We start from the raw sequence: 13,613 nt of genomic DNA on the forward strand, positions 1-13,613 counted from the left end.
TCAGGTCAGGACGGCGTCCAGGAGCAGGGAGCCGGCGCCGAGCAGCGCGGCGTCGGGGCCCGCGCGGGTGACGGCGATCTCCAGGTCGCGGGTGGCCAGCGGCAGGCAGCGCTCGTAGACGGCGGCGCGGATCGAGGAGATCAACGGCTCGGCCGTGGACAGGCTGCCGCCGACCACGATGGCGTCGGGGTTGAGGAAGTTCACCAGGACGGTGAGCACCTCGCCGATGAGCCGGCCGGCGTTCCTGACCAGGGCGGTGGCCTCGGGCACGCCGTCGTTGACGGCGGCGACGACGTCGGCGGGCCGCCGTACGGCGATGCCCTGCTCGGCCAGGGCGCCCATCAGCGCCGCCCCGCTGGCATAGGCCTCCAGACAGTCGGGGTGGCCGCAGGAGCACACGACGGAGGAGTCGGACCTGACCCGGACGTGGCTGATGTCGCCGGCCGCCCCCCTCCCCCGGTGCAGGCGGCCGTCGACGATCACGCCGCACCCTATGCCGCTGCCGGCCTTCAGCACCATGAGGTTGTCGCAGCCCGGCCATGCGCGGGCTTCGCCCACGGCCATGAGGTTGGCGTCGTTCTCGACGAGCACCGGCAGGTCGTAACGCGCGCCGAGATACTCGGCGACGGGGAAGTTGTTCCAGCCGGGCATGCGTGAAGGGGACACCACGCGGCCGTCGGCGGGGTCCACGGGCCCGGGGATGCCGGTGCCGATCCCGCGCAGGGGGACGCCGGGCGGGCCGTGGACCAGCAGCAGCTCGTCGAACGCGTCCGCCACCCAGTCCAGGGTCGCCTCCGGGCCCAGCGTGATGTCGCAGGGGCGCTCCTCGACGACCAGCGGGGTGCCGCTGAGGTCGAGCAGGCCGAGGCGGGCGTGGCGTGCTCCGAGGTCGGCCACCGCGAGCAGCCCGGCGGTGGGACTGACCTGGAGCCGTCGTGGCCGCCGCCCGCCCCGGGAGGTTCCGGCCCCCTCCTCCACGAGCAGCCCGGCGCCGATCAGCTCCTCGACACGCAGGGAGACACTCGACGCCGCAAGGCCGGAGAGGCGGGCCAGCTCGGCGCGTGACTCGGCGTGGCCGGTGGCGACGAGGCGCAGGAGATCGCCTTGGGCACCCCGCACGGGCAACCTCTCTTTGCCTGACATGAACAGAGGAATACCACGTCTGTACTTACTACGGCAAAGTGTTGACTTCGGCCATAATCATCCGTTACGTTCCGCTTTGTCTTCGATTTCGAAGGAAGATGGCAATGATTCAGGTGCAAAGGCTGAACAAATGGTTCGGCGATCATCACGTGCTGCGCGACATCGATCTTGAGGTTGCGCAGGGCGAGGTCGTCGTGGTCATCGGCCCCTCGGGGTCGGGCAAGTCCACGCTGTGCCGCTGCCTGAACCGGCTGGAGAGCGCAGGCTCGGGCGAGATCCTCATCGACGGGGTCCCCGCCCCGGTGGAGGGCCGCGAACTGGCCCGCCTCCGGGCCGACGTCGGCATGGTCTTCCAGTCGTTCAACCTCTTCCAGCACAAGAGCGTCCTGGAGAACGTCATGCTCGCGCCGGTGAAGGTGCGGGGCGTCAGCCGTGCCGAGGCGGAGAGCACCGCCCGGGAGCTGCTGGCGCGCGTCGGCATCGCCGAGCAGGCCGCGAAGCTGCCCGCGCAGCTCTCGGGCGGCCAGCAGCAGCGGGCGGCCATCGCCCGCGCGCTCGCCATGCGTCCCAAGGTGATGCTCTTCGACGAGCCCACCTCGGCGCTCGATCCCGAGATGGTCGGCGAGGTCCTGGACGTGATGGTCCAGCTCGCCGCCGACGGCATGACCATGGTCGTCGTCACTCACGAGATGGGCTTCGCCCGCAGGGCCGCCGACCGGGTGGTCTTCATGGACGACGGCCAGATCGTCGAGTCGGCCGAGCCGGACGCCTTCTTCGAAGCTCCCACGACAGACCGGGCCAGGGACTTCCTGGCCAAGGTACTCACGCACTGATCGCAAAGGATGGTGGGCCCGATGGTGTCCATGAAGCGGATGGCCGCTGTCGCCGCCGTGTCGATGATCGGCCTCTCGGCCTGTTCCGGCACGGATTCGGGCAGCCCGGCGGTACCGGGCGAGGCCAAGGGCGGTGACCTGCTCGCCAAGGCACCCGTGGCGGCCGCCGCGGACATCCTGCCCGGCTCCACGATGGAGAAGATCAAGCAGCGCGGCGAGCTGATCGTCGGCGGGTCGCTCGACGCCCCGCTGCTGTCGCAGCAGAACCCGACGACCGGCGAGGTCGAGGGATTCGACGCGGACATGGGCAAGGCGCTCGCCAAGTACATCCTCGGCGAGCCCAAGGTGAAGATCGTCAACTCGGCCTCGGAGACCCGTGAGGCGCTGCTGAGCAACGGCACCGTGGACGTCGTCTTCCAGACCTACACGATCACCCCGGAACGGGCCAAGCAGGTCGCCTTCGCCGGCCCCTACTACTCCTCGGGCCTGAGCCTCGCGGTCAGGAAGGGCACGACCGGCATCACCAAGCCGGAGGACCTGAACGGCAAGACCGTCATCGCCGGAGCCAACACCCCGGCCATCCCGGCGATCAAGAAGGTCGCTCCGCAGGCGAAGATCGTGACGTTCGGCGGCGACCCCGAGTGCATACAGGCGCTCAAGCAGGAGCGCGGCGACGTCTACGTCCAGGACGAGACGCTCCTGGTCGCCAACGCCAAGAAGGACCCGTCGGTCCAGGTCGTCGGGTCGCCGTTCACGACCGACCCGTACGGCATCGGCCTCAAGCACGGCGACGAGCAGTTCAAGAAGTTCGTCAACGACTGGTTGAAGAAGATCCAGGCCGACGGCCTCTGGCAGCAGACCTGGAAGAACTCCCTCGGCACGGTCGTGCAGGGCGAGGCTCCCGCCCCGCCGCAGATCGGTTCGGTGCCGGGTTCCTGATGTCGGCGATCCTGGACCACCTGCCCGAGTTCTGGCAGGGCCTGACCGTGACCCTCCAGCTCACCGCGGCGTCGTTCCTCGGCGCCGCGGTCGTGGGGCTCGTGATCACGGCCATGCGGGTCAGCCCGGTCGGCGTGCTGCGCGGCATCGGCACCGCCTACGTGGAGACCTTCCAGAACCTGCCCCTCCTGGTGCTGCTGGTGCTCGCCGTCTTCGGCCTGCCGGAGGTCGGGATCAAGGCCGACCTGCTGGTGACGGCGATCGTGGTCATCGCGCTCTACGAGGCCGCCTACATCGCCGAGGCCCTGCGCTCGGGCGTCAACGCCGTCTCCACCGGGCAGGGTGAGGCGGCCCGCGCGCTCGGGCTGACCTTCGGCCAGTCCCTGCGGCACGTGATCCTGCCGCAGGCGCTGCGCACGGTGGTCCAGCCACTGGGCAACATCTTCATCGCGCTGACGATGAACACCTCGCTCGCGGCCGCGGTCGGCGTGGTCGACCTGACCGCCGCGGCCAACCGGGTGAACCTGATGGAGGCCCAGCCCATCCCGATCTTCGTCGGGGCGGGCCTGGCCTACGCGCTGATCGCCGCCTGTGCCGGGTTCGTCACCGGGCGGCTCGAACGACGGCTGGTGGTGGTCAGGTGAGCAGTCTGCTCTTCGACGAGCCCGGGCCGCGCGCCCGCCGCAGGATCCGGATCGCGACCGTTGTGGGGGCGGTCGCGGTCCTCGCCCTGCTGGCGCTGGCCGTACGGCAGTTCGCCGCCGGCGGCCAGCTCGACGCCGGCCGCTGGCAGCCGTACGCGACGTGGCCGATGTGGCGCTACCTGCTCGGCGGACTCTGGTCCACCGCGCTGGCTGCGGTCGTCTCGGCCGCCCTCTCGATGGCGGCCGGTCTGGCGCTCGCCCTCGGACGTCTGTCGCGGCGCCGGTGGGTGCGCCTGCCCGCCGCAACGTACGTGGAGGTCGTGCGGACCGTCCCGGCGCTGCTGCTGGTCTACCTCGTGCTGTTCGCGCTGCCCCGCTACGGGCTGGACCTGCCGCTGTTCTGGAAGCTCGTGGTGCCGCTGGCGATCTCGAACGCGGCGGCGTTCGCGGAGATCTTCCGGGCCGGGATCCTGTCGGTCGAACGGGGCCAGGGCGAGGCGGGCCTGGCGGTGGGGCTGACCCACGGCCAGACGATGCGCATGATCGTGCTCCCGCAGGCGGCCCGGCGCGTGCTGCCCTCGATCGTCAGCCAGTCGGTCGGCCTGCTGAAGGACACCTCGCTGGGCTTCGTCGTCAGCTACGCCGAGCTGCTCTACAGCGGCAAGGTCCTGGCGTCCTACAACGGCCTGCTCATCCAGACCTACATCGTCGTCGCGCTGATCTACCTGGTGGTCAACGCGTCGCTGTCCAAACTCGCCCGCACCCTCGAAGCCCGCCAGCGGCGGACCCTCCGACCACGAAGGAGACTCACCCGTGCCTGAAGTCGTCCCGCTCGCCGGGGGGCGTTCCGGATTCGTCCCGCTCGCCGAGGTCGTGCGTTCCGGATTCACCGAGAGTGTGCACTTCGGCAGTGCCGTCGCCCTCGCGCCCGACGGCGGCGTCGCGGTCGCCCGCGGCCCGGTCGGCGCGCCGGTGCTGCCGCGCTCGTCGGCCAAGCCGTTCCAGGCGCTCGCCTGCCTGCTGTCCGGAGCCGATCTGCGCGGCCCGCGCCTGGCCATCGCCGCCGGCAGCCACACGGGTGAGGACTTCCACGTACGGCTGGTCGCCGAGATGCTCGGCGAGGCGGGGCTGGGCTTCGACGCCCTCGGCTGCCCCGCCGACTGGCCGGAGGACGAGGCCACCCGTCACGCGCTGATCCGGAGCGGCCTGACCGCCTCCCGTGAGCGGATGAACTGCTCGGGCAAGCACGCCGCGATGCTCACCGCGTCGGCGGCCTCGGGCTGGGATGTCGGCTCCTACCTCGACCCCGGTCATCCCGTGCAGCGGCGGGTCCGGGACGTGGTCGAGGAGCTGTCGGGAGAGGAGACGGCCCACGTCGCCGCCGACGGGTGCGGCGCGCCGCTGTTCGGGCTGTCGCTGACCGGGCTGGCACGGGCCGTACAGGGGCTGGTCCTCGCCGCCCCCGGGACGGCGCCCCGGGCGGTCGCCGACGCCATGCGCGAGCACCCCGAGTACGTCGGCGGGACCGGTCACGTCAACACCTCGCTGATGCGGGCGCTGCCGGGGGCGGTGGCGAAGGGCGGCGCCGAGGGCGTGCTCGTCGTCGCGCTCGCCACCGGGCACGCGGCGGCGGTCAAGGTCATCGACGGGAGTCCGCGCGCCACGAGCGCGATCGCCCTGGCCGCGCTCCGTGCGGCGGGGGGCGACGTCGCGTCCGCAGGGGAGTTCGCGAGTGTTCCGGTGCTGGGCGGGGGCGTCCCGGTCGGCGAGATCCACACTTTGGGGGATAAATGAGCCTTACCTATGAGATCTGCATTGACAGTACGGCAGGCGCGCTGGCGGCCGAGCAGGCCGGGGCGCACCGGGTCGAGCTGTGCTCGGCCCTCTTCGAGGGGGGCCTGACCCCGACCCTCGGCACCGTCGAGGCGACCCTCGCGGCGGTCACGTCGATCCGCGTCCACGCGATCATCCGCCCCCGGGGCGGTGACTTCATCTACGACGAGTACGAGATCGCAGCCATGGAACGCGACGTGGCCGCCATCCGGGACGCGGGCGCGCAGGGCGTGGTGATCGGGGTGCTGACCCCGTCGGGCGAGGTGGACGCCGAGGTGGCCAAGCGGCTCATCGGCGCGGCCGGAGACCTCTCGGTCACCTTCCACCGGGCCTTCGACATGACCGCCGACCCGTTCGCCGCCCTCGACACGCTCGCCTCGCTGGGCGTCGACCGGGTGCTCACCTCCGGTCAGGACATCACGGCGCTCGAAGGCGCACCGCTGATCGCGTCGCTGGTCGAGCGGGCGGGGGACGGTCCGATCATCATGCCCGGCGGCGGCATCACGCCCCGCAACGTGGGCCGCGTGGTCGAGGCGACGGGGGTCAAGGAGATCCACTTCGCCGCTCTCGTGGACGCTCCCAGCCCCGCGATCCACCGCAACCCCCACCCGTTCATGGGCGGCGAGCTGCGCCAGCCCGAGTACGCCCGTCTGGTCACCTCCTCGGGCCTGGTCTCCGAGGTGATCGCCGCCGCCGGAGCCTGAAGGGCCGCGGCGCCGTACGGATGACGTCGGGAGCGTCCGCCGCGCGGGCCCGGAGGCTCAGGGGGCGGGCGCGGTCCGGCTCACACGCCGGTGGGCAGGGTCTCCAGCTCGCCGCGGCTCTCCCGCTCCATGTGCAGTGGCTGCAGCGCGGAGGTCCTGGCGATCCAGCACAGGGCGTCGTAGCGGTCGCCGACCCTGCTGGGCACGTAGTTGCGCCGCTCCCGGATCGGGTCGTACACCACGCCGATGGCGCGATGCCCGAGCCGGGTCGTCAGCCAGCCGGCGTCCGGCTGGTCGGCGAAGACGAACAGCGCCCGGTGATCCAGGTCGGTCTCCGGGCTGCAGAGCAGTCCTTCGAGGGTGTCCGGAGGCGGCGGGGGCACCTGCATGACCTCCATGGGCGCCCCCCATCGCGGCGCCGCGATCACCTCGCCGTAGGCGGTGGCGAAGCCGACCAGCACGACGTCGTCCGGGCCGTGCCGCTCCCTGGCGAGGTGGCCGAGGTTGACGATCCCGCCCCGCGCCATGTCGGTGGCCCTGGCGTCGCCGATGTGGGTGTTGTGGGCCCAGACGACGGCTTTCGCGCCGTCGCCGTGGAAGTGCAGCAACCGGTCCAGGGTGTCGGCCATGTGTGTGTCGCGGACGTTCCACGACTCCGCACCCCCGCTGATCATGCTCCGGTAGTAGCGTTCGGCGGCTGTGGCGACCTCGGCGTTCTGCCAGATGTTCAACCTCTCGGCCGGGTCGGCGGGGTCGGCGGAGACCGTCTTCCGTATCCGGCTCAGCAGCTCGGCCACCTCCTGTTCGCACCCCGCGGGCACCAGCCGGGTGCCCCGGGCGTACGCCTGCGGGTCCTCGTTGTACGGCTCGAAGCACCGGTAGGCCTCGAGCGCGTTCTCCATGTAGTCGGGGTGGTATTCGTGCAGGTAGAGGATGATGGCCCGCAGGGAATCCCACAGGCTGTAGACGTCCAGGCCGTAGAAGCCCGCCCGCTCCCCGTGCGGCAGTCCCGTGTTGTGGCTCCGCAGCCACCGGCAGAAGTGCGCGGTCTCCAGGTTGGCCCACATCCAGGTCGGCCAGCGGCGGTAGGCGTCCAGCACCTCCTGGGGGTCCTCGGGCGCGCCGTCGGCCAGCATGACCGAGCGGTTGACCTCCCAGCAGTCCGGCCAGTCCCCCTCGACCGCCACGAAGGAGAAGCCGCGTTCCTCGATGAGCCTGCGGGTCAGCGCCGCCCGCCAGGCGTAGAACTCGTGGGTCCCGTGGCTGGCCTCACCGATCAGCACGCACCGGGCCTCGCCGACGCGGTTCATCAACGGGTCGAGGTCGGCCGTCTCCTCCAGCGGAAGGGCCATCCCCCGAACCTCATCCGTTCCGTCCATGCGACATCCGTTCCAGAAGACCGGGCTCCGGCCTCTCCCGGTGACGGGAACGTGCGGTCGTGGCACACGCGTCGCCGGCGCACTCGGAGCCCCGCAGACCGGGAGGTGCCCTCTTCCGAGTCGTTCCCGGCCTGCGGGATTCAATACCCTTTTGTAATGATTTATCGCTATTTGTGACATTCGATGCGACGGTCCGCCGCCGGAAAAGGCCCCGCCGGGCGGTCTCGGGACGCGCCGCGGCTCCCCGGCGCGTCCGAAAAATCTCTCCCGGGTGGGAATGCCGAACGTAAAGACGGAGTTGCCTACTCGCTGGACCGCCGTGTCCTCACCGGGGCCGAGTCCCGCGCCGATGCCCATGCCGGATTCGCAAGGAGAACGCCTTCACGTGACGACGACAACGCCCTCGGAAGGCATCGGTCTCAGATCGGAGCGCGGTCCTGTGCTCGCCGCCATCATGCTCTGCACCGGCCTCGTGGCGCTCGACAGCACGATCATCGCAACGGCGGTGCCGTCCGTCGTCCGCGACCTGGGAGGATTCTCCCAGTTCCCCTGGCTCTTCTCGATCTACCTGCTCACCCAGGCGGTGACCGTCCCCCTCTACGGCAAGTTCGCCGACATCTTCGGGCGCAAACCGGTGATGTTCTTCGGTATCGCCGTTTTCCTCCTGGGTTCGGCGCTGTGCGGTGTCGCCTGGGACATGCCGTCGCTCATCGTCTTCCGCGCGCTGCAGGGCATCGGGGCCGGAGCCGTACAGCCCATGAGCATCACGATGGTCGGCGACCTCTACTCCGTCGAGGAACGCGCGCGCGTGCAGGGGTACGTCGCGAGCGTCTGGGGAGTCTCCTCCGTGATCGGGCCCACCCTCGGCGGCCTCTTCTCCGAGTACCTCTCGTGGCGCTGGATCTTCTTCATCAACCTGCCGCTCGGCGCCGTCGCCGCCTGGGTGCTCGCCCGGCGCTTCAAGGAGCGGGTGACACGGAGCTCCCACAGGATCGACTACCTCGGGGCGACGTTGCTCATGGGCGGCTCCTCACTCCTCATCCTCGGCCTGCTCGAAGGCGGGGTGGCGTGGAGCTGGGGATCGGTCCCGAGCCTGCTCATCTTCGCCGCGGGCACCGTCATGGCCGTCGCGTTCGTCCTCGTGGAGCGCAGGGCGGTCGAGCCCATCCTGCCGCTGTGGGTGTTCCGGCACCGCACGCTCACGGGCGGCAATCTCGTCTCGGTGGGCATCGGCGCGCTCATGATCGGCCTCAGTTCCTACGTGCCGACCTACGCGGAGGGAGTCCTCGGCACCGGCGCCCTGGTCGCCGGCTTCGCCCTGGCCGCGCTCACCATCGGCTGGCCCATCGCCGCCACCCTGTCGGGCCGGCTCTACATGCGCATCGGATTCCGCGACACGGCGCTCATCGGCGGCGCTCTGATCGTGGCCGGCACCGTTCTGTGCGCCCTGCTCACCCAGCACGCGCCGATCTGGGCGGTCGCGGGAGCGTGCTTCGTCGTCGGCGCCGGCCTGGGGCTCGCGTCGAGCCCGACGATGGTCGCCGTCCAGTCAGTCGTCGGATGGGAACGCCGGGGCGTCGTCACGGCGACCAACATGTTCTGCCGCTCCATCGGCAGCGCGGTCGGCGCGGCGGTCCTCGGAGCCATCTCCAACGCCACCCTGGCCGACCGCTTCGCCCACCCACCGGCCTCGGTGGCCGGCCGACTGCCCGACAGCGTCGACGCGACGAGCCTGGTGCTCGGCGGCCAGAGTCCGGTCGGGCAGCCGGCCGTGACGTCCTTCATCCGCACGGCGCTCTACGACGCCACCCACACCATCTTCCTCGCGGTCGTCGTGGTGGCCGTGCTGAGCGTGGGCGCCCTGCTGCTCATGCCCAGGCGCACCGAGCAGCTCACCTTCGAGTCGACGAGCTAGGGATCCCGGCGCCCGGCGGCCGCGTCTCGTCCCCGGCAGGTCAGGAGACGGGCTCGGCGTCACGGCGGTTGGCGTGCAGGCTCGTGACCGTGACGGTGGCCAGGACCGCGACGATGACCCCGAGTGAGGCCAGGGTGGGAATCTGCGGGACCCACGTCCAGACGCCGTGCGCCCAGTGCAGGACGAGCTTGGTCCCGATGAAGGCCAGGATCACGCCGAGCCCGTGGTTGAGGTGCCGGAGCTTCGCCAGGACGCCCAGAAGCACGAAGTAGAGCGCCCGCAGGCCCAGCAGGGCGAAGACGTTCGTGGCGAAGACGAGGAACGGGTCCTGGGTCACGCCGTACACCGCGGGGACCGAGTCGACGGCGAAGACGATGTCGGTGGCGAAGACGGCCACCACGGCCAGCGCCAGCGGGGTGAGGGCACGGCGTCCGCCCTCCCTGACGACCAGGTGGGAGCCGCGGTAGTCGTCGGTGACCGGCATGAAACGCCGCAGCAGCCTGACCGTGCGCATGGAGGAGATGTCGACCTCCTGTCCGTGCCCGCCCAGCGCGTCCTTGATGATCTTCACGGCGGTGACGATCAGCACGGCGCCGAACAGCAGGAACGCCCAGGTGCCGCTCTGCAGGACGGCGGCCCCGAGCGCGATGAAGATCGCGCGCAGCACCAGCGCCCCGACGATGCCGTACAGCAGGACCCGCTGGGCCAGCGCCGCCGGGACCGCGAAGGCGGACAGCAGCAGCATGAACACGAACAGGTTGTCCACCGACAGCGACTTCTCCACGACGTAGCCGGTGAAGAACTCCACCGCCGGGGTGGAGCCGAAGGCCGCCCACAGGTAGACGCCGAAGGCCAGGGGCAGCGCCAGGTAGAAGGCCGACCAGCCCACCGCCTCGCGCATCCCCACCTCGTGCGGGCGGCGGGTCAGCACAAAGTCCAGGGCGAGCAGCAGCACCAGGGACGCAACGGTGATCGTCCACAGTGCCGGCGAGCCGATCGTTTGGATATCGGCGGGCATGAAGCCTCCTCGAACGCGCGTTATCGTTCGAGGTCTCCTTCGCCCACACCGTGCGGGCGGCCGCCCGGGGATGCTGCGAAACATCCGTACTGACCGGGACCGGCTCTTGCGAAGTACTCCCCTCGCCGTTTCAGGGTAGGTGATTTCCCGGCGTCGCTCCACCTCGGACCGCGGCCCGGGAAAACGTCGGTGCGATCTTCTAGGCTGGGACCATGGCACGAGCTAACGACGCCGTGGCGTCCGCCCTGGAGGAATACGCCGAGCTGTTCGCGATGACCGGGGGCGACGCCTTCCGGGTGCGGAGCTACCAGAAGGCGGCCAAGGCGATCGCCGGGTTCCCCGAGGACATCGCGGCCACGGCCGTGCGGAGCGTGCCGGGGGTGGGTGAGGCGATCGCCAAGAAGGTCGAGGAATACCTGGAGAGGGGGAGTTTCCGCCAGCTCGACGACCTGCGGGCGAAGGTCCCCGACGGGGTGCGGAAGCTGACCAGGATCGCCTCCCTCGGCCCCAAGAAGGCCGTCTTCCTCTTCCAGGAGCTCGGCATCGACTCCCCCGAGGCCCTCGCCGGAGCCATCGTGCAGGGGCGGCTCAAGGGCGTCTCCGGCTTCGGTCCCAAGACCGAGGAGAACCTGCTCAGGGGCATCGAGCAGCTGGAGCGCAACAGCGCCAGGGTGCACGTCGGCGTGGCCATGGATCTGGCCGAGCGGATCATCGACTCGCTGTCCGCCGAGCGGATCGCCTACGCCGGGTCGCTGCGCCGGATGAAGGACACCGTCGGCGACATCGACATCCTCGCGGTCGGCCCGGTGAGCCTGATGGACGACTTCAAGAGCCGCCCGTACGTCGCGGAGGTCATCGCCTCGGGCGAGAAGAAGACCTCGATCCGCACCACCGAGGGCATCCAGGTGGACCTGCGCGTGGTCCCGGCCGAGTCGTGGGGCGCCGCGATGCAGTATTTCACCGGCTCCAAGGAGCACAACGTCCACCTGCGCGAGATCACGGTGAAGAAGGGGTGGAAGCTCTCCGAATACGGCCTGTTCGACGGCGACCGGGTGATCGCGGCCGAGCACGAGGAGGACATCTACCAGGCGCTCGGCATGCCGTGGATCCCGCCGACGCTGCGCGAGGACGGCGGGGAGATCGCCGCCGCGCTCCGGGGCGAGCTGCCCGTGCTGGTCACGGTGGACGACCTCCGGGGCGACCTGCACACGCACACCGACCTGACCGACGGCATCGCCTCGCTGGAGGACATGGTCGCGGCGGCCCGGGCCCGCGGCCACTCCTACTACGCGGTGACCGACCACGCGCCCGACCTGGCGATGCAGCGGATGACCCTGGACAAGGCCCTGGAGCAGCGCGAGCGGCTGCGCGCGCTGCAGTCGCGTCATCCGGAGATGCGGCTGCTGCACGGCACCGAGCTCAACATCGCCCCCGACGGCTCGGTCGACTGGCCGGCCGAGGTGCTCGCGGGTTTCGACGTGTGCGTGGCGAGTGTGCACTCGCACTTCACCCAGTCGCGCGAGGAGATGACCCGCCGGTTCATCACCGCGTGCGAGAACCCGCACGTGCACATCATCGGCCACCCCACCACCCGTAAGATCGGCGGACGCCCGCCGGTGGACGCCGACTGGGACGAGGTGTTCCGCGCCGCGGCCCGCACCGGCACCGCGATGGAGATCGACTCCTTCCCCGACCGCTCCGACCTGCCCGCCGATCTGGTGCGGCTGGCGCGCCACCACGGCGTGAAGTTCTCCATCGACAGCGACGCCCACGCGGTGCCGCATCTGGACAACCAGCGGTTCGGCGTGGGCATCGCCCAGCGTGCCTGGCTGACCTCCGATGACGTGATCAACACATGGCCGCTGGAACGGCTGCTAACCTTCTTGGGTCGCTGACGGTTACAGAAGCGTCACTCCCCCTTCGCGAATTGCATTGTTTTTTGGTAGGAAATATATGTAGGTGAAGGAGAGGGTGCCGCATGCCGTACGAGAACCCGAAGGACGAGGCCGGTCACCGGCGCGCCCGCACCGAGCGGTCCGCCGGGGGCGGACGCGAGCGGCTCCGGCTGGCGGCCGTCGGCGGGGAGCCTATCTCCGGGGAGGGGGACGGCGCCCCGGGGATCGTCAAACCGCTGCCACCGGAGCTGTTCATCCGGCACGAGACCAACGCCGAGATGCGCTGGGAGGCGATGCGCGACGTCGGCTACCACGTGCCCAACGACCGTTTCTTCGTGCGCAGCCACACCTCGACCCCGATCATCGACGCGGCGACCTGGCGGCTGGAGCTGCACGGCACGGGACTGCGCACCCCTCGGAGCTTCAGCTATGAGGAGCTGCTCGCACTCCCTTCGGTGACGCTGGACGTGGCGATCGAGTGCGCGGGCAACGGCCGGAGCCTCTTCGCCACCCAGCAGGACCAGGAGGTCTCCGGGACCCCGTGGCGGATGGGCGGCATCGGGGTGGCCCGCTGGCGCGGGGTGCCCCTGGCCATGGTGCTGGAGCGGGCCGGGCTCACCCCCGACGCCGTCGACGTCATGCCCCGGGGGCTCGATCCCGACTACGTGGCCGACGGGGTCGACTACGGCCGGGTGCGCCGCCCGATCCCGGTGTCCAAGGCGCTCAAGGACGTGATCCTCGCCTACGAGATGAACGACCAGCCGCTCCCGCCCGACCACGGCTATCCGGTGCGGCTGGTCGTCCCCTCCTGGATCGGCCTGGCCTCGATCAAGTGGGTGGGCGACATCGAGGTCTCCACCTCGCCGCTGACCTCGCCGTGGAACACCGAGTTCTACCGGATGTTCGGCGAGGCCTACCCACCGGAGGGCAGCGCCCCGCTGACCGTCCGGGGGGTCAGGAGCACCTTCGAGCTGCCCTGGGAGGCCCGGCTCACCGCCGGGCGCACGCACCTGCTGTACGGAAGGGCCTGGTCGGGCAACGGCCGGATCGCCGGGGTGGAGGTCAGCTTCGACGACGGCGTCACCTGGCACCGTACCCAGCTGCACGGCCCGCAGGTCGGCCCGGCCTGGACCCGCTGGCACATCACCTGGCACCCTCAGCAGACCGGCCCGCACACCCTGCTCTCCCGGGCGACCGACGAGACCGGCGCGGTCCAGCCGATGCGCACCACGCCCAACGACTACGGCTATCTTTTCGACGCCGTCGTACGCCATCCGGTGACGGTCGTAAACGGTTGAAAATCACCACCG

At 70.6% G+C, this 13,613-nt stretch carries 12 protein-coding genes; 9 read left to right on the top strand and 3 right to left on the bottom strand.

Annotation, left to right across the window (positions count from 1 at the left end; genetic code table 11):
• Positions 1-1,143 (bottom strand): ROK family protein, encoded by a 1,143-nt coding sequence (locus FHR32_RS33600; RefSeq protein ID WP_221466500.1) that lies wholly within the window; start codon positions 1,141-1,143, stop codon positions 1-3.
• 104 nt (positions 1,144-1,247) lie between these two features.
• Here FHR32_RS33600 and FHR32_RS33605 point away from each other — a divergent pair, with 104 nt between their 5' ends.
• The 6 genes from FHR32_RS33605 to FHR32_RS33630 are packed head-to-tail and all read left to right on the top strand — an operon-like array spanning position 1,248 to position 6,096.
• A complete protein-coding gene (locus FHR32_RS33605; protein ID WP_184758512.1) occupies positions 1,248-1,976 on the top strand; it encodes an amino acid ABC transporter ATP-binding protein in 729 nt (242 codons plus the stop codon).
• A 21-nt stretch (positions 1,977-1,997) separates the two neighbouring features.
• The gene (locus FHR32_RS33610; RefSeq protein WP_184758513.1) at positions 1,998-2,915 is read left to right on the top strand and encodes a glutamate ABC transporter substrate-binding protein; all 918 of its coding nucleotides are present in this window, start codon (positions 1,998-2,000) and stop codon (positions 2,913-2,915) included.
• On the top strand, positions 2,915-3,559 hold the full coding sequence (locus FHR32_RS33615) for an amino acid ABC transporter permease (RefSeq protein WP_184758514.1): 645 nt from the start codon (positions 2,915-2,917) through the stop codon (positions 3,557-3,559). Before FHR32_RS33610 ends, FHR32_RS33615 begins: the two co-directional genes overlap by 1 nt.
• Entirely contained in the window at positions 3,556-4,380 is an 825-nt protein-coding gene (locus FHR32_RS33620; protein ID WP_184758515.1) for an amino acid ABC transporter permease, read from the top strand. Before FHR32_RS33615 ends, FHR32_RS33620 begins: the two co-directional genes overlap by 4 nt.
• Complete coding sequence (locus tag FHR32_RS33625) at positions 4,373-5,353, top strand: asparaginase (protein ID WP_184758516.1); 981 nt, start codon at positions 4,373-4,375, stop codon at positions 5,351-5,353. The genes FHR32_RS33620 and FHR32_RS33625 overlap by 8 nt, the downstream gene beginning before the upstream one ends.
• Complete coding sequence (locus FHR32_RS33630; RefSeq protein WP_184758517.1) at positions 5,350-6,096, top strand: copper homeostasis protein CutC; 747 nt, start codon at positions 5,350-5,352, stop codon at positions 6,094-6,096. Before FHR32_RS33625 ends, FHR32_RS33630 begins: the two co-directional genes overlap by 4 nt.
• Positions 6,097-6,176: 80 nt before the next feature.
• Here FHR32_RS33630 and FHR32_RS33635 read toward each other — a convergent pair whose 3' ends face one another.
• Positions 6,177-7,475, bottom strand: a complete 1,299-nt coding sequence (locus FHR32_RS33635; RefSeq protein WP_184758518.1) for an erythromycin esterase family protein — start codon at positions 7,473-7,475, stop codon at positions 6,177-6,179.
• A gap of 385 nt (positions 7,476-7,860) precedes the next feature.
• Between FHR32_RS33635 and FHR32_RS33640 the strand changes: the two genes are divergently transcribed.
• Positions 7,861-9,390 (top strand): MDR family MFS transporter, encoded by a 1,530-nt coding sequence (locus FHR32_RS33640; RefSeq protein ID WP_221466501.1) that lies wholly within the window; start codon positions 7,861-7,863, stop codon positions 9,388-9,390.
• A 40-nt stretch (positions 9,391-9,430) separates the two neighbouring features.
• Here FHR32_RS33640 and FHR32_RS33645 read toward each other — a convergent pair whose 3' ends face one another.
• Positions 9,431-10,408: a TerC/Alx family metal homeostasis membrane protein gene (locus tag FHR32_RS33645; RefSeq protein ID WP_184758519.1), complete on the bottom strand. Its 978-nt coding sequence runs from the start codon at positions 10,406-10,408 to the stop codon at positions 9,431-9,433.
• A 212-nt stretch (positions 10,409-10,620) separates the two neighbouring features.
• On the opposite strand from FHR32_RS33645, the gene polX reads away from it, so the two are divergent.
• Both polX and FHR32_RS33655 read left to right on the top strand, forming a co-directional pair.
• The gene (polX, locus tag FHR32_RS33650; protein WP_184758520.1) at positions 10,621-12,303 is read left to right on the top strand and encodes a DNA polymerase/3'-5' exonuclease PolX; all 1,683 of its coding nucleotides are present in this window, start codon (positions 10,621-10,623) and stop codon (positions 12,301-12,303) included.
• An 83-nt stretch (positions 12,304-12,386) separates the two neighbouring features.
• Complete coding sequence (locus tag FHR32_RS33655; protein WP_184758521.1) at positions 12,387-13,601, top strand: sulfite oxidase; 1,215 nt, start codon at positions 12,387-12,389, stop codon at positions 13,599-13,601.
• Positions 13,602-13,613 lie beyond the last annotated feature (12 nt).

Source organism: Streptosporangium album, assembly GCF_014203795.1.
GTDB classification, from domain to species: Bacteria; Actinomycetota; Actinomycetes; order Streptosporangiales; family Streptosporangiaceae; genus Streptosporangium; species Streptosporangium album.

Coding starts and splice junctions, on each gene's coding strand:
- FHR32_RS33600 (WP_221466500.1), bottom strand. CDS start 1,143: ATGTCAGGCAAAGAGAGGTTGCCCGTGCGGGGTGCCCAAGGCGATCTC.
- FHR32_RS33605 (WP_184758512.1), top strand. CDS start 1,248: ATGATTCAGGTGCAAAGGCTGAACAAATGGTTCGGCGATCATCACGTG.
- FHR32_RS33610 (WP_184758513.1), top strand. CDS start 1,998: ATGGTGTCCATGAAGCGGATGGCCGCTGTCGCCGCCGTGTCGATGATC.
- FHR32_RS33615 (WP_184758514.1), top strand. CDS start 2,915: ATGTCGGCGATCCTGGACCACCTGCCCGAGTTCTGGCAGGGCCTGACC.
- FHR32_RS33630 (WP_184758517.1), top strand. CDS start 5,350: ATGAGCCTTACCTATGAGATCTGCATTGACAGTACGGCAGGCGCGCTG.
- FHR32_RS33635 (WP_184758518.1), bottom strand. CDS start 7,475: ATGGACGGAACGGATGAGGTTCGGGGGATGGCCCTTCCGCTGGAGGAG.
- FHR32_RS33645 (WP_184758519.1), bottom strand. CDS start 10,408: ATGCCCGCCGATATCCAAACGATCGGCTCGCCGGCACTGTGGACGATC.
- polX (WP_184758520.1), top strand. CDS start 10,621: ATGGCACGAGCTAACGACGCCGTGGCGTCCGCCCTGGAGGAATACGCC.
- FHR32_RS33655 (WP_184758521.1), top strand. CDS start 12,387: ATGCCGTACGAGAACCCGAAGGACGAGGCCGGTCACCGGCGCGCCCGC.